The 24,721-nt window shown below is 59.7% G+C and carries 27 protein-coding genes; 25 read left to right on the top strand and 2 right to left on the bottom strand.

The features are described from left to right. The first annotated feature begins 86 nt into the window (after positions 1–86). The 14 genes from flhA to NAV32_RS03255 all read left to right on the top strand — a co-directional run bounded on the left by flhA (position 87) and on the right by NAV32_RS03255 (position 14,304). Positions 87–2,207 carry a flagellar biosynthesis protein FlhA gene (gene flhA / locus NAV32_RS03320; RefSeq protein WP_256051367.1) on the top strand — a complete coding sequence of 707 codons (2,121 nt, stop codon included), beginning with the start codon at positions 87–89 and terminating at the stop codon, positions 2,205–2,207. A gap of 15 nt (positions 2,208–2,222) precedes the next feature. Then, the gene (gene flhF, locus NAV32_RS03315) at positions 2,223–3,503 is read left to right on the top strand and encodes a flagellar biosynthesis protein FlhF (RefSeq protein WP_256051366.1); all 1,281 of its coding nucleotides are present in this window, start codon (positions 2,223–2,225) and stop codon (positions 3,501–3,503) included. Positions 3,504–3,594: 91 nt separating this feature from the next. Next, positions 3,595–4,422 carry a flagellar synthesis regulator FleN gene (gene fleN, locus NAV32_RS03310; protein WP_256051365.1) on the top strand — a complete coding sequence of 276 codons (828 nt, stop codon included), beginning with the start codon at positions 3,595–3,597 and terminating at the stop codon, positions 4,420–4,422. A 17-nt stretch (positions 4,423–4,439) separates the two neighbouring features. Then, positions 4,440–5,165: an RNA polymerase sigma factor FliA gene (gene fliA / locus NAV32_RS03305; protein WP_256051364.1), complete on the top strand. Its 726-nt coding sequence runs from the start codon at positions 4,440–4,442 to the stop codon at positions 5,163–5,165. 123 nt (positions 5,166–5,288) lie between these two features. Beyond that, positions 5,289–5,663: a chemotaxis response regulator CheY gene (locus tag NAV32_RS03300; RefSeq protein ID WP_171819274.1), complete on the top strand. Its 375-nt coding sequence runs from the start codon at positions 5,289–5,291 to the stop codon at positions 5,661–5,663. A 20-nt stretch (positions 5,664–5,683) separates the two neighbouring features. Beyond that, positions 5,684–6,478 carry a protein phosphatase CheZ gene (locus tag NAV32_RS03295; protein ID WP_256051363.1) on the top strand — a complete coding sequence of 265 codons (795 nt, stop codon included), beginning with the start codon at positions 5,684–5,686 and terminating at the stop codon, positions 6,476–6,478. Between the two features lie 11 nt (positions 6,479–6,489). Further along, the gene (locus NAV32_RS03290; protein WP_256051362.1) at positions 6,490–8,637 is read left to right on the top strand and encodes a chemotaxis protein CheA; all 2,148 of its coding nucleotides are present in this window, start codon (positions 6,490–6,492) and stop codon (positions 8,635–8,637) included. Between the two features lie 47 nt (positions 8,638–8,684). Next, a complete protein-coding gene (locus tag NAV32_RS03285) occupies positions 8,685–9,788 on the top strand; it encodes a protein-glutamate methylesterase/protein-glutamine glutaminase (RefSeq protein WP_256051361.1) in 1,104 nt (367 codons plus the stop codon). After that, positions 9,788–10,528, top strand: coding sequence for a flagellar motor protein (locus NAV32_RS03280; RefSeq protein ID WP_256051491.1), 741 nt, complete (start codon positions 9,788–9,790; stop codon positions 10,526–10,528). Before NAV32_RS03285 ends, NAV32_RS03280 begins: the two co-directional genes overlap by 1 nt. A 160-nt stretch (positions 10,529–10,688) precedes the next feature. Beyond that, entirely contained in the window at positions 10,689–11,471 is a 783-nt protein-coding gene (motD, locus tag NAV32_RS03275; protein WP_256051360.1) for a flagellar motor protein MotD, read from the top strand. Between the two features lie 168 nt (positions 11,472–11,639). After that, positions 11,640–12,428 carry a ParA family protein gene (locus tag NAV32_RS03270; protein WP_256051359.1) on the top strand — a complete coding sequence of 263 codons (789 nt, stop codon included), beginning with the start codon at positions 11,640–11,642 and terminating at the stop codon, positions 12,426–12,428. Positions 12,429–12,507: 79 nt separating this feature from the next. After that, positions 12,508–13,320: a CheW domain-containing protein gene (locus tag NAV32_RS03265; RefSeq protein ID WP_256051358.1), complete on the top strand. Its 813-nt coding sequence runs from the start codon at positions 12,508–12,510 to the stop codon at positions 13,318–13,320. A gap of 84 nt (positions 13,321–13,404) precedes the next feature. Continuing rightward, positions 13,405–13,884, top strand: a complete 480-nt coding sequence (locus NAV32_RS03260; RefSeq protein ID WP_181082312.1) for a chemotaxis protein CheW — start codon at positions 13,405–13,407, stop codon at positions 13,882–13,884. A gap of 3 nt (positions 13,885–13,887) precedes the next feature. Further along, a complete protein-coding gene (locus NAV32_RS03255) occupies positions 13,888–14,304 on the top strand; it encodes a DUF2802 domain-containing protein (RefSeq protein ID WP_256051357.1) in 417 nt (138 codons plus the stop codon). A gap of 6 nt (positions 14,305–14,310) precedes the next feature. On the opposite strand, the gene NAV32_RS03250 is transcribed toward NAV32_RS03255, so the two are convergent. Together NAV32_RS03250 and NAV32_RS03245 are read right to left on the bottom strand one after the other, a co-directional pair. Continuing rightward, complete coding sequence (locus tag NAV32_RS03250) at positions 14,311–14,634, bottom strand: EscU/YscU/HrcU family type III secretion system export apparatus switch protein (RefSeq protein WP_256051356.1); 324 nt, start codon at positions 14,632–14,634, stop codon at positions 14,311–14,313. Beyond that, a complete protein-coding gene (locus NAV32_RS03245; protein ID WP_256051355.1) occupies positions 14,631–16,154 on the bottom strand; it encodes a flagellar hook-length control protein FliK in 1,524 nt (507 codons plus the stop codon). The genes NAV32_RS03250 and NAV32_RS03245 overlap by 4 nt, the downstream gene beginning before the upstream one ends. Positions 16,155–16,287: 133 nt before the next feature. Between NAV32_RS03245 and ccmA the strand changes: the two genes are divergently transcribed. From ccmA to NAV32_RS03190, 11 genes are all read left to right on the top strand, one after another. Then, positions 16,288–16,923 carry a cytochrome c biogenesis heme-transporting ATPase CcmA gene (ccmA, locus tag NAV32_RS03240; RefSeq protein WP_256051354.1) on the top strand — a complete coding sequence of 212 codons (636 nt, stop codon included), beginning with the start codon at positions 16,288–16,290 and terminating at the stop codon, positions 16,921–16,923. Further along, positions 16,920–17,591 (top strand): heme exporter protein CcmB, encoded by a 672-nt coding sequence (gene ccmB / locus NAV32_RS03235; RefSeq protein ID WP_256051353.1) that lies wholly within the window; start codon positions 16,920–16,922, stop codon positions 17,589–17,591. The genes ccmA and ccmB overlap by 4 nt, the downstream gene beginning before the upstream one ends. Before the next feature lie 153 nt (positions 17,592–17,744). Beyond that, a complete protein-coding gene (locus NAV32_RS03230; RefSeq protein ID WP_256051352.1) occupies positions 17,745–18,500 on the top strand; it encodes a heme ABC transporter permease in 756 nt (251 codons plus the stop codon). Further along, positions 18,497–18,673 carry a heme exporter protein CcmD gene (gene ccmD / locus NAV32_RS03225; protein WP_256051351.1) on the top strand — a complete coding sequence of 59 codons (177 nt, stop codon included), beginning with the start codon at positions 18,497–18,499 and terminating at the stop codon, positions 18,671–18,673. The genes NAV32_RS03230 and ccmD overlap by 4 nt, the downstream gene beginning before the upstream one ends. Then, the gene (ccmE, locus tag NAV32_RS03220; RefSeq protein ID WP_256051350.1) at positions 18,670–19,137 is read left to right on the top strand and encodes a cytochrome c maturation protein CcmE; all 468 of its coding nucleotides are present in this window, start codon (positions 18,670–18,672) and stop codon (positions 19,135–19,137) included. The genes ccmD and ccmE overlap by 4 nt, the downstream gene beginning before the upstream one ends. Continuing rightward, positions 19,134–21,107 (top strand): heme lyase CcmF/NrfE family subunit, encoded by a 1,974-nt coding sequence (locus NAV32_RS03215; RefSeq protein ID WP_256051349.1) that lies wholly within the window; start codon positions 19,134–19,136, stop codon positions 21,105–21,107. The genes ccmE and NAV32_RS03215 overlap by 4 nt, the downstream gene beginning before the upstream one ends. A gap of 2 nt (positions 21,108–21,109) precedes the next feature. Next, positions 21,110–21,640 (top strand): DsbE family thiol:disulfide interchange protein, encoded by a 531-nt coding sequence (locus NAV32_RS03210; RefSeq protein WP_256051348.1) that lies wholly within the window; start codon positions 21,110–21,112, stop codon positions 21,638–21,640. Beyond that, the gene (locus NAV32_RS03205; protein WP_256051347.1) at positions 21,637–22,110 is read left to right on the top strand and encodes a cytochrome c-type biogenesis protein; all 474 of its coding nucleotides are present in this window, start codon (positions 21,637–21,639) and stop codon (positions 22,108–22,110) included. Before NAV32_RS03210 ends, NAV32_RS03205 begins: the two co-directional genes overlap by 4 nt. After that, the gene (ccmI, locus tag NAV32_RS03200) at positions 22,107–23,312 is read left to right on the top strand and encodes a c-type cytochrome biogenesis protein CcmI (RefSeq protein WP_256051346.1); all 1,206 of its coding nucleotides are present in this window, start codon (positions 22,107–22,109) and stop codon (positions 23,310–23,312) included. The genes NAV32_RS03205 and ccmI overlap by 4 nt, the downstream gene beginning before the upstream one ends. A gap of 298 nt (positions 23,313–23,610) precedes the next feature. Next, a complete protein-coding gene (locus NAV32_RS03195; RefSeq protein ID WP_256051345.1) occupies positions 23,611–24,039 on the top strand; it encodes a hypothetical protein in 429 nt (142 codons plus the stop codon). Positions 24,040–24,237: 198 nt separating this feature from the next. Continuing rightward, positions 24,238–24,534: a flagellar protein FliT gene (locus NAV32_RS03190; protein ID WP_256051344.1), complete on the top strand. Its 297-nt coding sequence runs from the start codon at positions 24,238–24,240 to the stop codon at positions 24,532–24,534. Positions 24,535–24,721: the final 187 nt, after the last annotated feature.

The following is a 24,721-nucleotide window of genomic DNA, read 5'->3' as shown; positions in this document are numbered from 1 at the left end:
TGCCAGCAAGTTGGACCCCTTCTTGCTATAGCCGGAGCAGGGCGCGTTTTGCGTCAATTCTTTGTTCTGCTTTACTGGGGTTCAAGTTGGATCGAGCGCAATTCGTCCGGATAGGCAATGGTCTGGCGGGGGCTGGTCGAGGCAATCTCGGCGTGCCGCTGCTGCTGTTGGTGATGCTCGGCATGATGATGCTGCCGGTACCGCCGTTCCTGCTGGACGTGCTGTTCACCTTCAATATCGCGCTGTCCATCGTCGTGCTGCTGGTTAGCGTCTATGCATTGCGACCGCTTGATTTCGCCGTCTTTCCAACCGTGCTGCTGGTCGCCACGCTGTTGCGCCTGGCGCTGAACGTCGCTTCTACGCGAGTTGTGCTGATTCATGGGCATGAAGGTGGCACCTCTGCCGGTCATGTGATCGAAGCCTTCGGCAATGTGGTGATCGGCGGTAATTACGTCGTAGGTATCGTGGTCTTCGCGATTCTGATGATCATCAACTTTGTCGTGGTGACCAAGGGTGCCGGGCGTATTTCCGAAGTGAGTGCCCGCTTTACCCTTGATGCCATGCCGGGCAAACAGATGGCCATCGATGCCGATCTGAACTCCGGTCTGATCGATCAGGAAGAAGCCAAGAAGAGGCGCGTCGAGGTTTCATCGGAAGCCGATTTCTACGGCTCCATGGACGGTGCCAGCAAGTTCGTTCGTGGTGACGCCATTGCCGGCCTGCTGATCCTGTTCATCAACCTGCTTGGCGGTATGGGTATCGGCATGCTCCAGCACGGCCTGAGCTTCTCCGAGGCCGGGCAGATTTACGCGCTGCTGACCATCGGTGACGGCCTGGTGGCGCAGATTCCCTCGCTGCTGCTGTCTACTGCAGCGGCAATCATGGTCACCCGCGTCACCAGTTCCGAAGACATGGGGCAGCAGGTCAACCGGCAGATGTTCGCCTCGCCCAAGGCGCTTGCGGTGGCTGCAGGGCTCATGATTGCCATGGGCCTGGTCCCGGGCATGCCACACATGTCGTTTCTCGGTCTGGGTGCAGTGGCCGCAGCGGGGGCGTACTGGATCTGGCATCGGAAGAATCAGGTCAAGCAGCAGGCCGAGCAGGAAGTGCAGAAACAGCAGGAGCTGTTGCCGGCCCAGCGCTCTGCGGAAACCAGGGAGCTCGGCTGGGATGATGTAACGCCGGTGGATATGGTTGGGCTGGAGGTTGGTTATCGGCTGATCCCGCTGGTGGATCGCAACCAGGGCGGTCAGCTGCTGGCCAGGATCAAGGGCGTGCGCAAGAAGCTTTCCCAGGACCTCGGCTTCCTGATGCCCTCGGTACACATTCGCGACAACCTCGACCTGCTGCCCAATGCCTATCGGCTAACGCTGATGGGCGTAAGCCTGGCCGAGGCCGAGGTCTATCCCGATCGCGAGCTGGCAATCAATCCCGGACAGGTATTTGGCCCGCTCAACGGCATCGCAGCCAAGGACCCGGCGTTCGGTCTGGAGGCGGTGTGGATTGAGGCCGGTCAGCGTGACCAGGCGCAGTCGCTCGGCTACACGGTGGTCGATGCCAGTACCGTGATCGCTACTCACCTGAACCAGGTCCTGCACAAGCATGCCCATGAACTGCTGGGGCATGAGGAAGTGCAGCAACTGATGCAGTTGCTGGCCAAGAGCTCGCCCAAACTGGCCGAGGAACTGGTGCCAGGGATGATTTCCCTTTCGACGCTGCTCAAGGTGCTGCAGGCGCTGCTGCAGGAACAGGTTCCGGTGCGCGATATCCGCACCATTGCCGAGGCCATCGCCAATGTCGCCGCCAAGAGTCAAGATCCCGCCGCAATGGTGGCAGCGGTACGGGTCGCGCTTTCCCGTGCAATCGTGCAAAACGTTGTGGGACTAGAGCCGCAGCTGCCTGTGATTACTCTGGAACCCAGGTTGGAACAGATATTGCTCAATAGTCTTCAGAAGGCTGGGCAGGGTGCCGACGACGGTATTCTGCTGGAGCCGGGAATGGCCGAAAAGTTGCAGCGGTCACTGGTAGATGCAGCACAGCGTCAGGAAATGTTGGGCAAACCGGCGATTTTGCTGGTGGCGGGTCCGGTTCGCGCGATGCTGTCGCGATTTGCCCGCCTGTCGGTACCCGGCATTCATGTCCTGGCTTACCAGGAAATACCGGATAACAAGCAGGTCACCATCGTTGCGACGGTGGGTCAGAATTAACCGAGGGTACAGGCCATGCAGGTCAAACGTTTCTTCGCAGCCGACATGCGCATCGCCATGAAGATGATTCGTGACGAGCTGGGCGCTGATGCCGTGATTACCGGCAATCGTCGTGTCGCCGGCGGCGTCGAGCTGACCGCTGTGCTCGATTACCCGATGGAGCCCGTCGCCTCCAAGCAGCCGAACGCGGCGCTTGAGGTCGAGCTGCGCAAGACGCAGGCGCGGATCGCCACCGCCCATGCCGAGTTGAATGCACCTTCGCGGGTACAGGCCGGTAAGGACCGTCAACTGCTTGACGACCAGCCGGCAGCACCCGTTCAATCGGCGCCTTCTGCACCGACAGCTTCGCTTGACTCTCGCGCTGTCGAGGCCATGCACAGCGAGTTGCAGGGGCTGCGTGAGCTGATCGAAGTGCGGTTGGGTTCCATTGCCTGGGGGCAGGAGCAAAGTCGCCGTCCGCAGCAGGCAAATCTCTGGCGCCGACTGCAGCGTATCGGTCTTCCGGCTGATCTGTCGCGGAGTCTGCTGGAGAAGGTCTCTGCCGTGGCCGAGCCGCGTCAGGCCTGGCGCATGTTGCTGGCGCATCTGGCGCAATCGATCAAGGTCACCAAGGTCGAGCCGCTGGAAGAGGGCGGTGTCATTGCGCTGGTCGGTCCGGCCGGTGCCGGCAAGACCACCACGCTGGCCAAGCTGGCGGCACGCTACGTGCTCAAGTACGGACCGCAGAGCATCGCCTTGGCGAGTATGGACAATTACCGTATCGGTGCCCAGGAGCAGTTGAGGACGCTCGGGCGCATCCTCGATGTACCGGTCATTCAGATCGACCCCAGCCAGCCTCTGGGCAAGACGCTACAGCCGCTGGCGCGCAAGCGGCTGATTCTTGTCGACACCGCTGGGCTGCCTGCAGGCGATGCGATGATGCGCATGCAGCTCGAAACCCTGGCTGATCGGGGTATCAAATCGAAGAATTATCTGGTGCTGGCGGCAACCAGCCAGAGCCAGGTGTTGAAGGCGGCGTGGCACAACTATCGCCGTTGCGGGCTGGCTGGCTGCATCCTGACTAAACTGGATGAAGCCGGGAGCCTGGGTGATGTGCTTGGGCTAACGATTAGCCAGCATCTGCCGATAGCCTATCTGGCCGATGGCCCACGAATCCCTGATGACCTGCAGTTACCTCGCAGTCATCAGCTGGTCAGTCGGGCGGTGAGCCTGCAATTGGACGAGTCTCCCAGTGAGGAGACCATGGCCGACATGTTCACCGGGCTGTACAACGGATCATCACGGAAGGTCGGATGAAGGCTTCGCACCGTGATACAGACAATGAAGAAGCGTTCGGGCTGAACGCATCGATGGCCCTGTGGCCCCAGCAAGATATAGGCGTGTGAAGATGGGTACTCATCCGGTACAGGTGATTGCAGTGACTGGCGGCAAGGGGGGCGTCGGCAAGACCAACGTGTCGGTCAATCTGGCGCTGGCGCTGGCCGATCTCGGTCGCAGAGTGGTGCTGCTCGATGCCGACCTTGGCCTGGCCAATGTCGATGTGCTGCTGGGCTTGACCACCAAGCGCACCCTGGCTGATGTCATTGCTGGCGAATGTGATCTGCGCGATGTGCTGATCCAGGGGCCGGGCGGCGTACGTATCGTGCCTGCAGCTTCCGGGACCCAGAGCATGGTGCAGTTGTCCAGCTTGCAGCACTCGGGTCTGATCCAGGCATTCAGCGACATTGGCGATGACATTGACGTGCTGATTATCGACACTGCCGCCGGTATTGGTGATGGTGTGGTGAGCTTCGTCCGTGCCGCGCAGGAAGTTTTGCTGGTGGTAACGGACGAGCCGACGTCCATTACCGATGCCTATGCCCTTATCAAACTGCTCAACCGTGACTATGGCATCAGCCGTTTCCGGGTGCTGGCCAACATGGCACATGCACCTCAGGAAGGTCGCAATCTGTTTGCCAAGCTGGCCAAGGTCACCGAGCGCTTCCTCGACGTGGCCTTACAGTATGTGGGCGCGGTGCCTTACGATGAGTCCGTGCGCAAGGCCGTCCAGAAGCAGCGCGCCGTCTATGAGGCTTACCCTCGGGCAAAGTCTTCGCTGGCGTTCAAGGCCATCGCTCAGAAAGTGGATACCTGGCCGCTGCCGGCAACTCCGCGCGGCCACCTGGAGTTCTTTGTGGAGCGCCTTGTCAGGCCCGCCGCAGACACTCACGAATGACAGTGGCTGGATTGGGTATGTATTACAGCAAGGCTCAGGCAAAAGATTCGCAATACCAGCTCATCGATCAGTACGCGCCGTTGGTCAAGCGTATTGCCTATCACTTGCTGGCGCGATTACCGGCAAGTGTGCAGGTGGACGACCTGCTGCAGGCTGGCATGATTGGTTTGCTTGAAGCATCGAAAAAATACGATTCCGGAAAAGGCGCGAGTTTCGAAACCTATGCCGGTATTCGTATTCGCGGAGCCATGCTTGATGAGGTGCGCAAGGGTGACTGGGCGCCGCGTTCGGTGCACCGCAACTCGCGCATGGTCAGTGAGGCGATTCGGACCATTGAGGCGAAAACAGGCCGCGACGCTAAAGATCATGAGGTTGCGGCCGAACTTGAATTGAGTCTGGATGAGTACTACGGCATTCTGGGCGACACTCTGGGCAGCCGCCTGTTCAGTTTTGATGATCTGCTGCAGGAAGGCGAGCACGGAGAGTTCGGTGAGGATGCTGCCAGTGCGCATCCTGAGCCATTTCGTGATCTCGAAGACGAGCGTTTTCAGCAGGCTCTGGCCGAGGCCATCAGTAACCTGCCGGAACGTGAAAAGCTGGTGCTTTCGCTGTACTACGACGAAGAATTGAACTTGAAGGAGATCGGCCAGGTTCTGGGGGTCAGCGAGTCGCGGGTGAGCCAGTTGCACAGTCAATGCGCGGCGCGTTTGCGTGCTCGCCTCAGCGAGTGGCGCGCGCGCTGACACCGGTTTGCAGAAAAAGCATTCGAGGCCGCTTTCTACAGGCTTTATTCATGAGGCCCGCAGGAAGCCGTGAGCAGGGCTTTGGGGATTTCGGGATTTACGGAGGTGTACTTGGACAAGAACATGAAAATCCTCATCGTTGACGATTTCTCGACGATGAGACGGATCATCAAGAACCTCTTGCGCGATCTGGGCTTCACCAATACTGCCGAGGCAGACGACGGCACCACCGCGTTGCCCATGCTCAAGAGTGGCAGCTTCGACTTCCTCGTGACCGATTGGAACATGCCCGGCATGAGCGGCATCGACCTGTTGCGTCATGTGCGCGCCGATGAGCGTCTCAAGCATCTGCCTGTCCTGATGGTCACTGCCGAAGCCAAGCGCGACCAGATTATCGAAGCTGCACAGGCCGGGGTTAACGGCTATGTGGTCAAGCCATTCACGGCTCAGGTGCTCAAGGAGAAGATCGAGAAGATCTTCGAGCGCGTCAACGGCTGAAGCATCGCCGCGAGGGGACTATGACGCAAGCAGATCAAAGCTTTGTGGAGTTCGAAGCAACTCTGCGGGCCCGTGCGCCTCAATTGCTCGAGAGCCTGCAGCAAGGCCGGCTCGACGAGACGGCGCAGATGCTCAATGAGCTCAACCAGATGCGCAATAACGGCCTCTATCAGGAGGTTGGCAAGCTCACGCGCGAGCTGCATAACGCCATCGTCAAACTCGAGATGGATACCAGTGCCACGGGAGGTGATCCATCGCCGATCACCGATGCGACCGATCGCCTTTCCTATGTGGTGACGATGACCGAAAAGGCGGCCAATCGCACCATGGACCTGGTGGAAGAGTCGACGCCCCTGGTGAACTACGTCAGTTATGAAGCCCAGAGCCTGACTGCCGACTGGCAGCGCTTCATGCGGCGGGAAATGAACGCCGAAGAGTTTAGGGAGCTTGTCCGTCGAGTCGACTCGTTTCTTCAGCGCTCCATGAACGACGGCAGCCAGCTTTCACAGAATCTCAGCGAAATCATGCTGGCTCAGGACTTCCAGGACCTGACAGGGCAGGTGATCAAGCGTGTCACTCGGCTGGTCAGTGAGCTTGAAAGCAACCTGCTCAATCTTGTGCTGATGGCCGGACAGGTCGATCGCATGGCCGGTATCCGGCATGACTGCGACGCGATGCGCCTGGAGCAGGAACGGAAAAAAAGAGAAAAAGAACCTTCCAACGGTGAAGGTCCGCAGATGCATGCCGATATACGAGAGGATGTCGTGTCCGGTCAGGATGATGTCGACGATCTGCTTTCGAGCCTGGGCTTTTAGGGGATGTGAATATGAGCTTCGACGCCGATGAAGAAATCCTCCAGGACTTCCTGGTAGAGGCCGGCGAGATTCTCGAACTATTGTCAGAGCAGTTGGTGGAGCTGGAAAGCAGCCCGGATGACGCCGCCTTGCTCAATGCGATTTTTCGCGGCTTTCACACGGTAAAAGGCGGTGCCGGTTTTCTCCAGCTGCATGAGCTGGTTGAGTGCTGTCACGTCGCTGAAAACGTTTTCGACATCCTGCGCAAGGGCGAGCGCCGCGTCGAGCCGGAATTGATGGATGTCGTGCTGCAAGCGCTGGACGCCGTCAATGCCATGTTCAATCAGGTGCGTGAGCGCACTGAAGTGACGCCGGCCTCACCCGAGCTGCTGGCTGCACTGGCACGACTGGCGGAGCCTGCCAGCATGGATTCCCCGGCTGTCGAGCCAGAGCCGGAAGCTGCAACCGCAGATCACGAATTTGAACAGTTGCTCGGTGCGCTGGATGATTCGGCTGTCGCTGCCTCAGGCGCCTCTGGTGATGAAATTACCGACGCCGAGTTCGAGTCGCTGCTGGATCAGCTGCATGGCCATGGGCAGTTCACTGTCGACTCCGGCGCCGCGCAGATTGCTTCTGCGCCCAAGGCTAGCGAGGCGCCTGCCAGCGACGAGATCACCGACGCTGAGTTTGAGTCGTTGCTTGATCAGCTCCACGGCAAGGGCCAGTTCACCGAAGCGCCTGCTGCCGCTGAGCCGAAGCCGGCAGGCGCCGATATCAAAGTGGCGCCCGCTGCAAGCGGCGGCGAGCACATCACCGATGATGAATTTGAAGCCTTGCTCGATCAGTTGCATGGCAAAGGCAAGTTCGAAGCGGAGGTGGTCGCGTCAGCTCCACCGCCTGCCCCTGCCAAGCCGGCCGTCGTGCCGAAGGCTGCAGCAGCGAAGCCGATAGCCGCACCCGTCAAGGCTGCTGCACCTGCAAAGGCTGCTGCGGCAGACAAGCCGGCTAGTGAAGCCGAAACGACGGTGCGCGTTGATACGGCGCGGCTCGACGAGATCATGAACATGGTCGGGGAGCTGGTGCTTGTGCGTAACCGCTTGGTAAGGCTGGGCGCTGACAGCGGCGACGAGGCCATGTCCAAGGCCGTGTCCAACCTCGACGTGGTCACCGGTGACCTGCAAAGCGCGGTGATGAAAACCCGTATGCAGCCGATCAAAAAGGCATTCGGTCGTTTTCCGCGCCTGATCCGCGATATGGCGCGCAACCTCAAGAAAGAAATCAACCTTGAACTGATCGGTGAAGAAACCGATCTGGACAAGAACCTTGTCGAAGCTCTGGCCGATCCGCTGGTGCACTTGGTGCGCAACGCGGTCGACCATGGCATCGAGATGCCCGAAGAGCGCGAGGCTGCGGGCAAGCCGCGCATGGGCAAGGTGGTGTTGTCCGCGGAGCAGGAGGGTGATCACATCCTGCTGATCATCAGTGACGACGGCAAAGGTATGGATGCCAACATTCTGCGTGCCAAGGCTGTTGAGAAGGGCATGCTGGACAAGGATGCAGCCGAGCGGCTGAGCGACCTTGAGTGCTACAACCTGATCTTCGCGGCGGGTTTCTCGACCAAGACGGAGATCTCCGACGTATCCGGTCGTGGTGTCGGCATGGATGTGGTCAAGACCAAGATTTCCCAGCTCAACGGCACGGTCAATGTCTTCTCCGCCAAGGGCCAGGGCTCGCGCGTAGTAATCAAAGTGCCGCTGACATTGGCGATCATGCCGACCCTGATGGTGATGCTGGGCAACCAGGCATTCGCGTTTCCGCTGGTCAACGTCAACGAAATCTTTCATCTCGATCTGTCCCGCACCAATGTCGTCGACGGCCAGGAAGTGGTCATCGTACGCGACAAGGCGCTGCCACTCTTTTATCTCAAGCGCTGGCTGGTACAGGGCGCGCAGCAGGAAGAGCAGCGCGAGGGGCATGTGGTAATTCTGAGTGTCGGCAACCAGAGCATCGGCTTCGTCGTCGACCAACTGGTAGGGCAGGAAGAAGTGGTGATCAAGCCACTGGGCAAGATGCTGCAAGGCACGCCAGGAATGTCCGGGGCGACCATTACAGGCGACGGTCGGATAGCCCTGATCCTCGATGTTCCAAGCATGCTCAAGCGTTACGCACGCAGGATCTGATCAGTTGGGCGGCGCTCTCTGTGGAGCGCTGCCGCTAGGAGTGTTTTATGGCAGTCAAGGTCCTGGTAGTGGACGATTCCGGCTTCTTTCGGCGTCGGGTATCGGAAATCCTCTCTTCAGACCCGAATATCCAGGTGATCGGCACCGCCACCAACGGACGTGAGGCGATTGAGCAGACGCTGGCGCTAAAGCCCGACGTCATCACCATGGACTACGAAATGCCGACAATGGACGGCATCTCTGCGGTGCGGCAGATCATGCAGCGCTGTCCGACACCAGTGCTGATGTTCTCATCGCTTACCCATGAAGGCGCGCGCGTCACGCTGGATGCGCTGGACGCCGGGGCAGTGGATTTCCTGCCGAAGAATTTCGAGGATATTTCGCGAAACCCAGACAAGGTCAAGCAGATGCTCTGCGAGAAGGTGCACACCATCTCGCGCAGCAATCGACATTACGGCAGCACTCCAACTCCTCGAGCGCCAGCGCCGGTTGGCCGTACAGCAGCGGCGCCAGCTGCACCCGCTTTCAACGCGCAACGCAGCGCGTCAGTGGCTGCACAGGCTCCGGCATCACCTGCGCCACGGCGCAAGGCCTATCGGTTGGTTGCTATCGGGACCTCCACTGGCGGTCCCGTGGCGCTGCAGCGGGTACTGACCCAGCTGCCGTCGGGATTCCCTGCGCCTATCGTGCTGATTCAGCACATGCCCGCCGCCTTTACCAAGGCTTTCGCCGAGCGTCTGGACAAGCTCTGCAATATTCGCGTCAAGGAAGCTGAAGATGGCGATCTGCTGCGGCCCGGTCTGGCGCTGCTGGCGCCCGGCGGCAAGCAGATGATGGTAGACGGGCGTGGCGCTGTGCGCATTCTGCCGGGTGATGAGCGACTCAACTATCGGCCCTGTGTTGATGTGACCTTCGGCTCTGCGGCCAAGGCATTCAACGACAAGGTTCTGGCGGTAGTCCTCACCGGTATGGGAGCCGACGGTCGGGAGGGCGCGCGCATGCTCAAGCAATGTGGCAGCCAGGTCTGGTCACAGGATGAGGCCAGCTGCGTGATCTATGGGATGCCCATGGCCGTGGCCAAGGCGAACCTCAGCGATGCCGTCTACGCACTTGATGACATTGGTCGTCACCTGAGTGAGGCGTGCATCTGATGGACGTGCTCAGCCTTATCGGGCTGGTTCTTGCGTTCGTCGCCATTGTCGGCGGGAATTTTCTCGAGGGTGGGCACATCTCCGCACTGCTCAATGGGCCGGCGGCACTGATTGTGCTGGGCGGAACCCTCGGGGCTGTGCTGTTGCAGACGCCCATGGCGGTTTTCATGCGGGCAATGTCGATCATTGGCTGGATTTTCTTCCCGCCTCGTGTCGACATGCTCAGGGGCATCAGCCTGGTCACGAGCTGGAGCACTACCGCTCGCAAGGAGGGCCTGCTGGGCCTCGAGCCGGTTGCCGAAACCGAGCCAGACCCCTATGCCCGCAAAGGTTTGCAGTTGCTGGTCGATGGTGCCGAACCTGAAGTGATTCGCAGCATTCTCGAAGTTGACATGTATACCCAGGAAACCCGGGATATCCGTGCGGCCAAGGTATTCGAGAGCATGGGCGGCTATTCGCCCACCGTTGGCATCATCGGTGCTGTTATGGGGCTGATCCACGTCATGGGCAATCTGGCCGATCCCAGTCAGCTGGGCAGCGGCATTGCAGTGGCTTTCGTGGCGACCATCTATGGCGTCGCCTTTGCCAACCTGCTGGTGTTGCCGATTGGCTACAAACTCAAGAGCATCGTGCAGAAGCAGACCACCTACCGTGAGTTGCTGCTCGAAGGTGTTCTGTCGATTGCCGAGGGTGAAAACCCCCGCTCGATAGAAATGAAACTGCAAGGCTTCATCGATTGAACGGCTCAAGGCCAGAGGCGTACATCCTGCGTCCAGGAAGCACGCGTATGACAGTGATCGATAGCAGGCCGGCCATGATGGAGCATGGAGTCGGGTCTACGTCGGCGCGTCTCCTCGCTGTTGCAGTTGCTCCCTTTCCTGCTTTTCAAAAGGCCTGAGTATGGCCCGCCGTAGACACCAGGAAGAACCGGAGAATCACGAGCGCTGGCTGGTTTCCTATGCCGACTTCATCACGCTGCTGTTTGCGTTTTTTGTGGTCATGTATTCGATATCCTCGCTTAACGAGGGCAAGTACAAGATTCTTTCGGACTCTCTGGTCGGCGTGTTTAATCAGCCGGACCGAGCCGTCAAGCCGATTCCGGTTGGAGAAGAGCGGCCTCGCACCACCCAGCCGAATCTGTCTCAGGTCGACGAGCCGTCGCAGGCCATCGACCCGCTGGAAAGCATCATGCGCAGCATGCGTGAGGCCTTTGCCGATCTGATCGGTTCGAATCAGCTGACCCTGCGTGGAAACGAGATGTGGGTGGAGATCGAGCTTAATTCGAGTCTGTTGTTTCCCAGCGGTGACGCCTTGCCCAACGACCATGCCTTTGAACTGCTGGAGAAAGTCGCCAGGATCCTGGCACCTTTCGATAATCCGGTTCGGGTTGAAGGGTTTACCGACAATCTGCCGATCAGTACGGATAAATTCCCCACCAACTGGGAGCTGTCCGCTGCCCGTGCCGGTAGTGTGGTGCGGATGCTGGCCGCCGATGGGGTAGCTCCGTCACGGCTGGCGGCAGTGGGTTACGGTGAATTCCAGCCTATTGCGGGCAACGAAACACTGGAGGGTAGGGCGCGCAATCGGCGGGTAGTCCTGGTCATTTCACGTAATCTCGATGTTCGACGCGCTGAGACCGGCTCGCGCGGCGAGACCGCTCGACCCGTTGAGCAGGGGCAGTAGCGTAGCAGCACGGCTTGCAGCGAAACGTCAACAGACCCTGGGGTCTGGCACATAAAGTGCTTTTCCTTCGAGTCAAATAGAGGCAATGGGATGATGTTGTCAAAACTTCGTCACCCGTGTCGTCGTGGCATATTCACGCTCTGATTCGAGCCGGATGGAAAGAGAGTTATGAGAGTCTGGGCTGTCGCCAACCAAAAAGGCGGAGTGGGTAAGACCACCACATCCATTGCCCTCGCCGGATTGCTGGCCGATGCCGGCAAGCGAGTCGTGGTGCTGGATCTCGATCCCCACGGATCGATGACCAGTTATTTCGGCCATGATCCTGACAACCTTGATCACAGTGTGTTCGACCTGTTTCAGCATCAGGGCACGGTTCCCGAGGGATTGCCCTGGCAATTGCTGCTGCCGACCAGTCATGAACGGATTTCATTGCTGCCGTCCAGCACCGTGCTGGCGACCCTGGAGCGCCAGGCGCCCGGCCAGAGCGGTTTGGGGCTTGTGATAGCAAAGAGCCTTTCTCAGCTCTGGCAGGATTTCGATTACGCCATCATTGACAGTCCGCCATTGCTCGGTGTCCTGATGGTCAATGCGCTGGCAGCCAGCCAGCAGCTGATTATTCCGGTGCAGACCGAGTTTCTCGCGATCAAGGGCCTGGAGCGAATGGTCAGTACCATTGCCATGATCAACCGTTCGCGCAAGCAGGCGCTGCCCTACACGATAGTGCCGACCATGTTCGACCGTCGCACGCAGGCCTCCATGAATACACTGAAAGTATTGCGCAATGGCTATCAGGCCAACCTGTGGCAGGCGTTCATACCTGTCGACACGCGCCTGCGTGATGCCAGCCTTGCAGGCGTCACACCCTCGCAGCATGATTCAAGCAGCCGTGCGGTGCTCGCCTATCGTTCGTTGCTCAAGGCGTTACTGGCGGCACAAACCTCTCCACAGGTGGCCTGATGACGCGTCATCCAGCAGGTTCAAGTTCAGTGGATGAGCAGCCGATAGCCTTCCTAGTTGGTTCGCGCGAGTGGGTTTCATGAGTCGTACCCTTCTTAAAGAAAACCGGTCGCAACAGGCGCTGCAGTCCTACCTCGATGAACTGCTGCTCGATGCCAGTCTGGAATTGGCCGATGCCGTCAGTCATGACGAGTTTCAGGCGGCGGTGCTTGAAGAGCAGCTGCGCGACAGGCAGCGGGTGGTTGCACCCCTGCAAGCTGAAATCCTGCAGCCGGTTGCCCGGATGGTCGAGCCTGTTGCCCTGCTGACGCTTGAACCCGAGCTTCCGCTAGCGGCGCCGCCGGTTCTGGTCGAACCTGTCGCCACGCTGGAGGCTGCAGGGCTGATGGCGGGCGGCTTGCCACCACACAAGGGCAGTCAGCCGGAGTGGGGTGAAGCGCCGTTCGAGTGCCTGCTGTTCGATGTTGCCGGTCTGACGCTGGCGGTGCCGCTGATCAGTCTCGGTTCGATTTACCCGCTCACTGGGCAGGAACTGACGCCACTGTTCGGTCAGCCCGACTGGTTTCTCGGTATCCTGCCAAGCCAGGCAGGCAACCTGAAGGTGCTGGACACGGCTCGCTGGGTGATGGCGGATCGTTACCGCGACGATTTTCGGCAAGGCTTGCAGTATGTGATATCGGTCCAGGGTTATGAGTGGGGGCTGGCTGTGCATCAGGTCAGTCGCTCGATTCGCCTGGACCCGAGCGAGGTCAAGTGGCGCTCGCAGCGTACCCAGCGGCCCTGGCTGGCAGGGACGGTGATCGACCATATGTGCGCCTTGCTGGACGTGGCCGCGCTAGCGGAGCTGATTGCCAGCGGCGCGACGCGGCATCTGAAGGGCGTTCCTTCATAGAAAAATGAATAAGCCGGGTATGCGCACGCGACCTGGGTAATCGATAGAATCGACCGCCACAGCGGTACAACAAGAGGTGGGGCTATGAAGATGACTTCCGCGCAGGGTTCCGACGATCCAGTCCTGCAATGGGTGACCTTCCGTCTGGATAATGAGACCTATGGCATCAATGTGATGCAGGTTCAGGAAGTGTTGCGCTATACCGAGATTGCCCCGGTGCCGGGTGCGCCCAGCTATGTTCTGGGCATCATCAACCTGCGTGGCAATGTGGTGACGGTCATCGACACGCGCCAGCGCTTTGGTCTGCAGACTGCGCCGATTACGGACAATACCCGCGTCGTCATCATCGAGGCGGATCGGCAGGTAATCGGCATTCTGGTCGACAGCGTTGCCGAAGTGGTCTATCTGCGGCAGTCGGAGATTGAAACCGCGCCCAATGTCGGTAACGACGAATCGGCGAAGTTCATTCAGGGCGTTTGCAACAAGAACAATGAGCTGCTGATTCTGGTCGAGCTTGAAAAACTGATGAATGAAGAAGAATGGGCGGAACTTGAGAGCATCTGATACATGCTGATTGCCTCGCTGGTCGCGTCAGTCGTCGCGCTTGCCCTGTGTTGCGTTGCGCTGCTGGGGTTATGCGTCTGGCTGTTTCGGCGCCAGCGACAGCAGGCCCAGTTGCAGGCGCGTAACGATGCCATTCGTGACCGCCGAATCAAGGAGCTGGGTGTTCGCCTGGATACTTTTCTGGACGGCAGCGTGCATATGGGGCAGGAGTTGAGCGAGCTGTCGCGCTTGGTCACGCCGCTGCCCGACCGGATTACCCAGCTCGAACAGCGTGATCCGAACAACTTTTCTTTTTCCCAGGCCGCCAAACTGGTTGGAATGGGTGCCAGCGTTGATGATCTGACGCAATCCTGCGGGCTGTCCCAGTCCGAAGCCGAATTGATGAGCAAGCTACACCAGGCGCGGCGCAAGCCCAACTGACTCGACTCAGGGCTTCGGCGCGTCGAGCAGGGGCAGCATCGATGCGGTCTGTTGTTCGGCAAAGCCCGACGGGCATTTACCTTTCAGATACCAGGCGAAGGCGATGATCTCGGCGATGGTTCGATACAGCGCCTCGGGAATGGCATCGCCCAGTTCCAGGCGCGCCAGCAGTCTGACCAATTCAGCATTTTCGTAGATCGGCACTTCATGCTCGCGGGCAATGGCCAGTATGGCCTCGGCCAGTTCATCGTCGCCCTTGGCTGAAAGGCTGGGTGCGCTGATGCCGTCATAGGTGAGCGCAATGGCCTGGCGCGGGGTCTTGGTTGTCATGCGGTTTCATCCACGAAGCGTTGATCGACAGCTGTGCGAGGCCCTTGGGGCGGCGCACCCTGACTGCAGGCCAGTTCGCCGACACTCAGTCCGGCGTTTAGCAGGCGCTGGCGGAGGTAGTCGAGTTCATTAGATATCAAGCGGGCGGTATCTCCGCGCTCGGCCCAGATTTGGCTCGACAGGCTGCCACTGATCAGTTGTGCCTGAACCTGCAGGGGCCCCAGAGGGGCGACGTCGAATGCCAGTTCCACCTTCCACAGGGTTTCGCCTTTTTCCTTGCCGTTTTGCCTGGAGTCCTCCTCTCGCTGCAGCTTGACCTGCAGCGGAACGATGTCGCGCGTATCGCGCATCGGCACTTCGATCTGCCAGGTCGTTACCTGCGTGCCGTCGGGGCCGGTCTGGGTTTGTGCGAGGCTGGATAGCTGGTGGGTCTGCAATCGTGATATCGCTGCCGCAGCGAGTTTCAACATGAGTTCCAGGTCCGCTTCGCCATCGGCATTGAGCAGGAGCCGGCTCGGCAGGGGAAAACTCTGTGCGAGCTGGCGCGCATTCGGTTGTCCGAGCGCGCCGAGGGCACTACGTGCGAATGCTGGGAGTGCCTGGCCAAGTGTTGCAGCTGTCTGGGCCGCTGCGAGTGGCCCGCTGCCCGGCAGGCCCGGCAGCTGCGCTATCAGACGCAGCAGGGCGGCCTTCATGTCCGTGGGGAGGCTGTCTGTTTGCCCGCTAAGCAGGCGTGCTTCAAGGAAGATACCGCTCTTGGCCAGGGCCTGAGCCAGGGTTTTGGCGTCACCCAGTTGCTGCATTTCGGGAATCAGGCCGAGCAGGCGCTCGGCTGCGCCGCGCAAGCCTTCGGGCAGGGCGGCGCCTTTGGTCAAGGTGCTGAACAGGCCTTCAAGCGAGCCCTGGCGACTGTTCTGCGCGCCGAGATGCTGGCCCAGTACCAGTTGATCGAGGCGACCGCTCAGCGGCATGAATACCATCGACTGATCGCCCTGTACGCGCGCAGTGATCAGGCTACCCGGCGCCAGCGGCAGGCTCGACTCGATATTCAGCTTCTGCCCGGCCAGTGGAGAATTGAGCAGGCTGATCACCAGCTTGAATACGGTCTGGCCAGCTTGCTGGGTCTGCTGGCTGGCGGTGACCTTGCCCTGAACGATCGTGCCTACGGGAAGCTGGCCGAGATCGATGCTGCCGAGTGGTTGTCGACTGCCAGGCTGTAATACAGCCATCAGACGGGTATCGGAAGCGGCGGTGACGAACAGGGCCGCGCCTGGTGCGACGGCCTTGTTGCTGGCGGCTTCGACTGTTGCCTGCCGGCCATTGCCGAGCGTCAGGCGTAGCGTCAGCTGAAAGGCCTGGAGCGCTTCCTTGATCTTGATGACTTCGGCCTCGGCACTTTCCCCAGCCGTCAGCAGCCCCTGCATGGGCTGCAGCATCTTCAGTGCCAGTTCGGCAGGACCTGCCGCTGAGCGGGACGGATTGGCCGGTGGAATTGCCTGGGTGCTTTTGATCTCGGTCATTTTTACTTAAATGCTCTTACAACCTTTCGACTTTGTGTTCTTCGGCCCCAAGGCGCGGCATGTATAATTCGGCCCGCCCGGCGTGTCTCTCATTGTAGCGGCTACGCCCTTTTCATCTTGAGGTGTCCATAGCGTGTCCAGTCCCTTTCTAGAAGCTGTGGCGCTTTCCTGCGAACGGGACTGGCGTCTGTTGTTCGAAAGGCTGGACCTGCAGATTGCACAAGGCGAAATGGTGCAGATCGCCGGCCCCAATGGCAGTGGCAAGACCAGTCTGTTGCGGCTGTTATCAGGCCTGATGCAACCCACTGCAGGCGAAGTGAGGCTTAATGGCCGCAACCTTGAAAGCCAGCGTGATGAACTGGCGCGCAATCTTCTCTGGATCGGCCATGCGGCGGGCATCAAGGGCCTGCTTACGGCTGAGGAAAATCTCTTGTGGCTCTGTGCATTGCACCAGCCGGCAACTCGCGAAGCCATTTGGCAGGCGCTGGATGCGGTTGGGCTCAAGGGGTTCGAGGACGTTCCCTGCCACACGCTGTCTGCCGGTCAGCAACGCCGCGTGGGTCTTGCGAGGTTATATCTTTCGCCTCCGCCGCTGTGGATTCTCGATGAACCCTTCACTGCGCTCGACAAGTATGGCGTTGCGCAACTGGAGCAACACCTTGCCACACATTGCGAGCAGGGCGGGATGGTTGTGCTGACCACTCATCATTCGCTCACTGAAAAGCCGGCCGGCTTTCGTGAAATCGACCTGGGGCAGCGCGCCGCATGAGTAACGTCTTCACCTTGTTGTTGGCCCGCGAAACCCGCCTGCTGTTTCGTCGCCCCGCAGAGCTTGCCAACCCGCTGGTGTTCTTCGCCATCGTCATCGCGCTGTTTCCGTTGGCGGTCGGGCCGGAGTCGCAATTGCTGCAAACCATTTCGCCGGGTCTGATCTGGGTGGCGGCGTTGCTGGCTGTCCTGCTCTCGCTGGACGGGCTGTTTCGCAGCGACTTTGAAGACGGCTCGCTCGAACAGTGGGTCGTTTCGCCACATCCGCTGGCACTTCTGGTGCTTGCCAAAGTGCTGGCACACTGGGCCTTTTCCGGCCTGGCGCTGGTTCTGTTGGCGCCGCTGCTGGGATTGATGCTGGGTATGCCGATGAGCGCGCTGCCGGTTTTGCTGATTTCTCTGCTGCTGGGCACGCCGGTACTCAGTCTGCTTGGCGCGGTTGGTGCGGCGTTGACCGTCGGCCTCAAGCGCGGTGGCCTGTTGCTGGCCTTGCTGATTCTTCCGCTTTACATCCCTGTGCTCATCCTGGGAAGTGGCGCGCTGCAGGCGGCTTTGCAGGGGTTGCCGGCGGTGGGCCATCTATTATGGCTTTCCAGCCTGACTGCCCTGGCTGTCACCCTTACACCCTTTGCAATAGCAGCCGGCCTGAAAATCAGTGTTGGCGAATGATGGATGCACGATGAATCTATTCGATAGGGCTTCAGCTCTTCCCGAAGCGGGACGGACGGTCTGGACAACGACGCATTTACTGATCGCGAACAAGTGGCGTCTGTCTGATTTCGGGGCAGTATCGGAATGCGTAGCGGATGTGAGGCAGGTGCTATGAACTGGACATGGTTCCACAAGCTGGGTTCGCCCAAATGGTTCTACGGGATCAGCAGCCGCTGGATGCCCTGGCTTGGCTGGGCGGCGCTGGTGCTACTTGCAGTGGGTACGGTCTGGGGGCTGGCCTTTGCGCCGCAGGACTACCAGCAGGGCAACAGTTTCCGGATCATCTACATTCATGTGCCTGCTGCATTCCTGGCGCAGTCGATCTATGTGATGCTGGCAGTCGCTGGCCTGGTCGGTCTGGTCTGGAAGATGAAGCTGGCGGATGTTGCATTGCAACAGGCCGCGCCCATCGGAGCCTGGATGACCTTCATTGCGCTGCTGACCGGGGCAGTATGGGGCAAGCCGACCTGGGGCGCCTGGTGGGTCTGGGATGCCCGTCTGACGTCCATGCTGATTCTGCTGTTTCTGTACTTCGGCATCATTGCCCTGGGACAGGCCATCAGCAATCGCGACAGCGCTGCAAAGGCCTGCGCAGTGCTTTCCATCGTCGGTGTGGTGAATATTCCGATCATCAAATATTCGGTGGAGTGGTGGAACACCCTTCATCAGCCCGCGACCTTCACGGTTACCGAAAAACCTGCGATGCCGGTCGAGATGTGGTTGCCACTGCTGGTCATGGTTCTGGGCTTTTACTGCTTTTTCACGTGGGTGCTGCTGATGCGCATGCGCCTGGAAGTGCTGCGTCGTGAATCGCGCAGCAGCTGGGTCAAGGCCGAGGTGAAGGCGCTGGTAGGTAAAGCATCATGAATTTCTCGACATTTTCCGATTTCATTGCCATGGGCAACCATGGTTTGTACGTCTGGACATCCTACGGTATCAGCCTGGCTGTCCTGGTTCTGAACGTGGCGTTGCCGCTGCTGGCACGCCGGCGATATCTGCAAGATGAGGCGCGTCGTCTGCGCCGGGAGGAAATGAAGTGAATCCTGTGCGCAAGAAGCGTCTGTTCATCGTGCTGGCCATTCTGGCCGGCGTGGGCGTCGCGGTAACGCTGGCTCTGTCTGCCTTGCGAGAGAACATCAACCTTTTCTACACGCCGACTCAGATTGCTGCCGGTGAAGCGCCGGAAGGCACTCGAATCCGCGCCGGGGGGCTGGTGGAAGATGGTTCGGTGACACGCAGCAAGGACTCGCTAACCGTTTCCTTCAGGGTCACGGACAATAACGCGACAGTAACCATCCGCTATCAGGGCATTCTTCCGGATCTGTTCCGCGAAGGGCAGGGCATCGTTGCGCTGGGGCGGGTCAACGCCGATGGCGTGCTGGTCGCCGACGAAGTGCTGGCCAAGCACGATGAAAACTATATGCCGCCGGAAGTCACCCAGGCGCTGGAGCAGAGCGGGATGATGAAGCACTACGAAGGTGATAAGCAGGAGTATGCGAAATGATTCCCGAGCTCGGCCATTTGGCCATGATTCTGGCGCTGTGCCTGGCCGTTGTGCAGGGTACGCTGCCGCTGATTGGTGCCTGGCGCGGTGATCATCAGTGGATGAGTCTGGCGCAGCCGGCTGCCTGGGGGCAGTTTGCCTTCCTCGGCTTTTCCTTCATCTGTCTGACCTACGCGTTCATGGTCGATGATTTCTCCGTCGCCTATGTCGCGAACAACTCCAACAGTGCGTTGCCCTGGTACTACAAGTTCAGTGCCGTATGGGGTGCTCATGAAGGCTCGCTGCTGCTCTGGGCCTTTATTCTGGCCGGCTGGACCTTCGCCGTGGCGATTTTCTCTCGCCAGCTGCCCGAGGACATGCTGGCGCGGGTACTGGGCATCATGGGCTTGATCAGCATTGGTTTCCTGTTGTTCCTGATCGTTACCTCCAACCCTTTTGAGCGCTATCTGCCGCAAGCACCGATGGACGGGCGCGACCTCAATCCGCTGTTGCAGGACTTCGGTCTGATTGTGCATCCGCCGATGCTCTACATGGGCTATGTCGGTTTCTCGGTGGCCTTCTCCTTCGCCATCGCCGCCTTGCTGGGTGGCCGTCTGGATGCCGCCTGGGCACGCTGGTCGCGGCCTTGGACACTGGTCGCCTGGGCCTTCCTCGGCGCGGGTATTGCGCTGGGCTCCTGGTGGGCCTATTACGAGCTGGGCTGGGGTGGCTGGTGGTTCTGGGACCCGGTTGAAAACGCATCCTTCATGCCTTGGCTGGTCGGTACGGCGTTGATTCATTCGCTGGCCGTGACGGAGAAGCGTGGCGTATTCAAGAGTTGGACAGTATTGCTGGCGATTGCCGCATTCTCGCTCAGCCTGCTGGGTACCTTCCTCGTTCGCTCTGGTGTACTGACCTCGGTGCATGCTTTTGCCACCGATCCGGAGCGCGGCGTTTTCATTCTGGCCTTCCTGTTGCTGGTGGTGGGCGGTTCGCTGACCCTGTTCGCCTTGCGCGCGCCGGTGGTGAAAAGCCGGATTGGCTTTGGTCTCTGGTCCCGCGAAACCCTGTTGCTGGTCAATAACCTGCTGCTGGTGGTCGCTACCGCCATGATTTTGCTGGGTACCTTGTATCCACTGCTGCTCGACGCTTTGTCCGACACCAAGCTGTCCGTTGGGCCTCCTTACTTCAATGCGATGTTCCTGCCACTGGTTGCCGCCATGATGCTGGCCCTGGGCGTGGGCATCCTGGTGCGCTGGAAAGACACGCCGGTGAAATGGCTGCTGAGCATGCTGATCCCGGTGCTGATCACCAGTGCCGTGCTGGGTGGGCTGGGTTCGATGCTGCTCGGGGATTTCCACTGGGCGGTGGTTGCCGTGTGCATGTTGGCTGCCTGGGTCGTGTCGGCCGGCGTGCGTGATGTGTTCGACAAGACCCGCCACAAGGGTCTTCTCAAGGGCATCCGCAGCCTGGCGCCGAGTTATTGGGGCATGCAGACTGCGCATCTGGGTCTGGCGGTGTGCGCCATCGGTGTGGTGCTTGTGAGTCAGAACAGTTCCGAGCGCGATTTGCGTCTGGCACCGGGTGAGTCGCTGGAGTTGGGCGGCTACAGCTTCGTTTTCGAAGGCGCCACACACTTCGAGGGGCCCAATTTCACCTCGGACAAAGGCACCATCCGTGTGTTCGACGGTGACAAGCAGATCACCACCCTGCATCCCGAGAAGCGGCTGTATACCGTGCAGCAGATGCCCATGACCGAAGCCGGGATTGATCCGGGCCTTACCCGTGACCTCTATGTAGCCCTCGGCGAACCGCTGGAAGATGGCGCCTGGGCAGTGAGGGTGCATATCAAACCCTTCGTGCGCTGGATCTGGCTGGGCGCGTTGCTTATGTCCGTCGGTGGTGTCCTCTCTGCCTGTGACCGGCGTTATCGCGTGAAGGTCAAGACTCGCGTCCGCGAGGCCCTTGGACTGGCCCAGCAAGGAGCCTGAGAATGAAAAGACTATTGATGCTGCTGCCGTTGGCGATCTTCCTGATGGTTGCAGTATTTCTTTATCGCGGTCTGTTTCTGGACCCGTCGGAGCTGCCGTCGGCACTGATCGACAAGCCGCTGCCCGCGTTTTCCCTGCCTTCGCTGGAAGACCCGGACCGTATGCTGAGCGCCGAGGACTTCAAGGGCGAGGCAGCGCTGGTGAATGTCTGGGCGACCTGGTGTCCGACCTGTCGCGCCGAGCATGAGATGCTCAACCAGCTGGCGAGTCAGGGCGTGGTCGTTTATGGGGTCAACTACAAGGATGACAGCGAGGCTGCACGTCGCTGGCTGAATGAGCTGGGCAACCCCTACCGGCTCAACGTTGAAGACCCGCAGGGCAGTCTGGGGATCAACCTCGGCGTCTACGGTGCTCCGGAAACCTTCCTGATCGACAAGGATGGCGTCATTCGCCACAAGTACGTCGGGGCCATCGACCAGCGCGTGTGGCGTGAACAGCTCGCGGCGCTCTATCAGGAGCTGGTAGACCAATGAAGCAGCTGATCCAGGGGTTTTTGCTGGCGCTGTGCATGATTGGCGGCGCGCAGGCGGCAATTGATGCCTACGAGTTCCAGAGCGAGGCCGAGCGCGAGCGTTACCGGACCCTGGTCGAGGAACTCCGCTGCCCAAAATGCCAGAACCAGAACATTGCCGACTCCAATGCACCCATCGCCATGGATTTGCGGCGTGAAATCTTCCGCATGCTCGAAGAAGGGCAGAGCAACGAACAGATCGTTGACTATCTGGTCGCGCGCTATGGGGATTTCGTGCGCTACAAACCACCGGTCAACATCAAGACGCTGTTGCTCTGGTACGGCCCGATAGCCTTGCTGGTGGTTGGCTTCGGCGTGCTCGCACTGATCCTGATGCGGCGTCGCCGCGGGACGGATAGCGATGCACACAACACCCTTTCCGAGGCAGAACGCGAACGCCTCGCCACGTTGCTGGATAAAAAAGAACCATGATCGATTTCTGGATAGGAGCCGGGTTGCTGCTGTTGGCTGCTCTGGCATTCCTTCTGCTTCCCGTGCTGCGGGGCCGTCGGGTACAGGCAGAGGAAGACAGGACAGCGCTCAATGTTGCGCTGTACGAAGAAAGGCTCGGCGAGCTGGCCAGCCAGCAGGCTGCCGGCACACTCGCGCCGGAACAGTTTGAGGAAGGGCGCGCCGATGCCGCGCGCGAGTTGCTCGACGACACTGAAGGTGCCGAAGTGCGGCGTAGCAGTAGCCTGGGTCGCACCATTCCGTTGATTGCAGCGATACTGGTGCCGCTGTTCGGGTATGGCATGTACATGCACTGGGGGGCCAGCGACAAGCTGGAGCTGACACGCGAGTTCATCGAGCAGCCCAAGACCATGGAAGAGATGACGGCGCGGCTCGAGCGTGCGGTCAAGGCGCAGCCCGAGTCTACCGAAGCATGGTATTTCCTGGCTCGTACCTACATGAATCAGGAACGTCCGGCTGACGCTGCTGCCGCCTATGCGCAGCTCGTCGAGCTGGCTGGGCGTGCGCCGGAGCTGCTCGGGCAGTGGGCGCAGGCACTGTATTTTGCCGGTGATCGCCAATGGACCGATGAGATTCAACAACTCACCGACGAGGCGCTGAAAGCTGATCCGCATGAAGTGACGAGTCTCGGCCTGTTGGGCATTGCAGCTTTTGAAGACGGACGCTTCGAGGAGGCTGCCGGCTTCTGGGAGCGCCTGGTGGCCACGCTGCCGCCCGAAGATCCTTCGCGCGAGGCCATTCAGGGCGGTATTGCCCAGGCCCGTGAGCGACTTGGTCAGCCCGCCAGTGCCGACAAGCCTGTTGAAGAGGCTACTGGGGCTGCGAGCCTGAGCGTCGAAGTTCGTCTCGGTGATGCGCTGACCGAGAAGGTGCGGCCCGATGATGCGGTATTCGTATTCGCTCGAGCGGTTTCAGGACCGCCCATGCCGTTGGCGGTCAAACGTCTTAATGTCAGTGATCTCCCCGCGACTGTCAGTTTGAGCGATGCCGATGCAATGACTCCGCAGCTTCGGTTGTCCAACTTCGAGCAGGTCAGGCTGTTCGCGCGCATATCCAGAGATGGCGATGCAACGCGTGGCGAGTGGCAGGGCAGCAGCGAACCCCTGGAACTGGGTGGTGAGGGTGCGGTCCAGCTGACCATAGATCAACCTGAAACGCCCTGATCGCGTACAGATCATCGAAACACTATCTGCGTTGGCAATACTGCGTCAAAACAGGCTTGGAATGTCCCTTGCGGCTAGCGCGCTTTAGCGCGACCCGGTGGGTAAACGAAGTGAGCGCTGCTCATCTGGATCACCCGGTTCGATCGCGAGCCGGTCCGCATTCTCGCCTGTTTTGACTCGTTGCACTCGCCCTCGGGCCCAGCCATCGGCTGTTACTCCCGCTGGTCGTTGCACCCTGTCTTGCCTGTCTTGATTGCGTTTTCAACGGTCTGCCTGCGGGGCGAGCGAGAGGCGCGTGATGACAGATTTGGTTTTCAGGCAGGCTGAGAGTCTGCTCAAGGCAGGCGTTGCAGTGATGCTGGCGTTACTGCTGGCAGCCTGCGCCGGTAGACCCTATCAACGCCCCGAGCTGGCCCCCAGGCCGGTCCCGCCTGCAACGGATGTGCCTCGAGAGCCTGCCATCAAACCGCCACCCGTGCGAGTACCTTCCGCTCCGCATCCTCCCGCCACGCAAAAAAGCCATCCGCGCTACGCGCCGCCGCCGCATGCTACCGCGCACTGGGACAACCGGTTGAATGTCTATGTCGTGGAAGGACGGAATCTGTACTACCGCGAACGCCTTTACTACCGCTGGGATGGCGACTGGTATAGCGCAGGACGTCCGGAGGGACCGTGGGACCCGGTAGCCGTACCCAGCGTGCCACCCGGGCTTCGGCAGTTGCATTGATCATTACAGACCTTGGTTCGTCCGTAGCCTTCGTCTTCGCGTGCTCCAGACGGTTGAATCCGGCGTATCGTTTAAGTCGCAGCAGGTTTTACAGCGGCCCGCTAAAGAGCTGTTAGCAATTGCCGATACAGTCATCAGGCACGCAAGAGGGTGCCACTTATCAGGCTGCAAGGGCCCGGCTGCGAACGGAGCGGATTCATGAATGCATCAGTCAAGCGTCTCGAAGAAACCGGTATCGCACTGCGCGACGCGATGGTGCAGCAGGACTGGACAGCAATCAGCGTTCTGGATACCCAGTGTCGCCAGGTTGTCGAAGCCGCAATGAACGAGCCCCGCGAAGACGAGTCGGCGATCCGTCGACATCTGCAAGAGCTGACCATTATTTATCGCGAGTTGGTGGGCGCCTGCCAGGCAGAGCAGAGTCGCGTGAAGGGAGAGTTGATCCATATCAATCACTCTCAACATCGGGCTAAAGTTTATAAACTGTTTGGTTGAGCGATGAATCATCCTGTTTCAAAAATTCACCGCTCGTCAGTTTAAGCAGACGCCTTCCTTTAATTTTCATTCGCCTCTTTTGTCGCGCTCTATGGATTTTCAGTGATTCCATCTTTCTTCAAATTTTGCCTATTGAGCAGCCTTTTTCGCTGAAAATCTTTTAACGTCCTGCATCCTTTATTTAAAA

The sequence above is a fragment of the Stutzerimonas stutzeri genome, assembly GCF_024448695.1.
Taxonomy (GTDB): Bacteria; Pseudomonadota; Gammaproteobacteria; order Pseudomonadales; family Pseudomonadaceae; genus Stutzerimonas; species Stutzerimonas stutzeri_T.
This window is presented reverse-complemented; position numbering and strand designations above follow the sequence as displayed.

Coding starts and splice junctions, on each gene's coding strand:
- flhF (WP_256051366.1), top strand. CDS start 2,223: ATGCAGGTCAAACGTTTCTTCGCAGCCGACATGCGCATCGCCATGAAG.
- fleN (WP_256051365.1), top strand. CDS start 3,595: ATGGGTACTCATCCGGTACAGGTGATTGCAGTGACTGGCGGCAAGGGG.
- fliA (WP_256051364.1), top strand. CDS start 4,440: ATGTATTACAGCAAGGCTCAGGCAAAAGATTCGCAATACCAGCTCATC.
- NAV32_RS03300 (WP_171819274.1), top strand. CDS start 5,289: ATGAAAATCCTCATCGTTGACGATTTCTCGACGATGAGACGGATCATC.
- NAV32_RS03295 (WP_256051363.1), top strand. CDS start 5,684: ATGACGCAAGCAGATCAAAGCTTTGTGGAGTTCGAAGCAACTCTGCGG.
- NAV32_RS03290 (WP_256051362.1), top strand. CDS start 6,490: ATGAGCTTCGACGCCGATGAAGAAATCCTCCAGGACTTCCTGGTAGAG.
- NAV32_RS03285 (WP_256051361.1), top strand. CDS start 8,685: ATGGCAGTCAAGGTCCTGGTAGTGGACGATTCCGGCTTCTTTCGGCGT.
- NAV32_RS03280 (WP_256051491.1), top strand. CDS start 9,788: ATGGACGTGCTCAGCCTTATCGGGCTGGTTCTTGCGTTCGTCGCCATT.
- motD (WP_256051360.1), top strand. CDS start 10,689: ATGGCCCGCCGTAGACACCAGGAAGAACCGGAGAATCACGAGCGCTGG.
- NAV32_RS03270 (WP_256051359.1), top strand. CDS start 11,640: ATGAGAGTCTGGGCTGTCGCCAACCAAAAAGGCGGAGTGGGTAAGACC.
- NAV32_RS03265 (WP_256051358.1), top strand. CDS start 12,508: ATGAGTCGTACCCTTCTTAAAGAAAACCGGTCGCAACAGGCGCTGCAG.
- NAV32_RS03260 (WP_181082312.1), top strand. CDS start 13,405: ATGAAGATGACTTCCGCGCAGGGTTCCGACGATCCAGTCCTGCAATGG.
- NAV32_RS03255 (WP_256051357.1), top strand. CDS start 13,888: ATGCTGATTGCCTCGCTGGTCGCGTCAGTCGTCGCGCTTGCCCTGTGT.
- NAV32_RS03250 (WP_256051356.1), bottom strand. CDS start 14,634: ATGACAACCAAGACCCCGCGCCAGGCCATTGCGCTCACCTATGACGGC.
- NAV32_RS03245 (WP_256051355.1), bottom strand. CDS start 16,154: ATGACCGAGATCAAAAGCACCCAGGCAATTCCACCGGCCAATCCGTCC.
- ccmB (WP_256051353.1), top strand. CDS start 16,920: ATGAGTAACGTCTTCACCTTGTTGTTGGCCCGCGAAACCCGCCTGCTG.
- NAV32_RS03230 (WP_256051352.1), top strand. CDS start 17,745: ATGAACTGGACATGGTTCCACAAGCTGGGTTCGCCCAAATGGTTCTAC.
- ccmD (WP_256051351.1), top strand. CDS start 18,497: ATGAATTTCTCGACATTTTCCGATTTCATTGCCATGGGCAACCATGGT.
- NAV32_RS03215 (WP_256051349.1), top strand. CDS start 19,134: ATGATTCCCGAGCTCGGCCATTTGGCCATGATTCTGGCGCTGTGCCTG.
- NAV32_RS03210 (WP_256051348.1), top strand. CDS start 21,110: ATGAAAAGACTATTGATGCTGCTGCCGTTGGCGATCTTCCTGATGGTT.
- NAV32_RS03205 (WP_256051347.1), top strand. CDS start 21,637: ATGAAGCAGCTGATCCAGGGGTTTTTGCTGGCGCTGTGCATGATTGGC.
- ccmI (WP_256051346.1), top strand. CDS start 22,107: ATGATCGATTTCTGGATAGGAGCCGGGTTGCTGCTGTTGGCTGCTCTG.
- NAV32_RS03195 (WP_256051345.1), top strand. CDS start 23,611: ATGACAGATTTGGTTTTCAGGCAGGCTGAGAGTCTGCTCAAGGCAGGC.
- NAV32_RS03190 (WP_256051344.1), top strand. CDS start 24,238: ATGAATGCATCAGTCAAGCGTCTCGAAGAAACCGGTATCGCACTGCGC.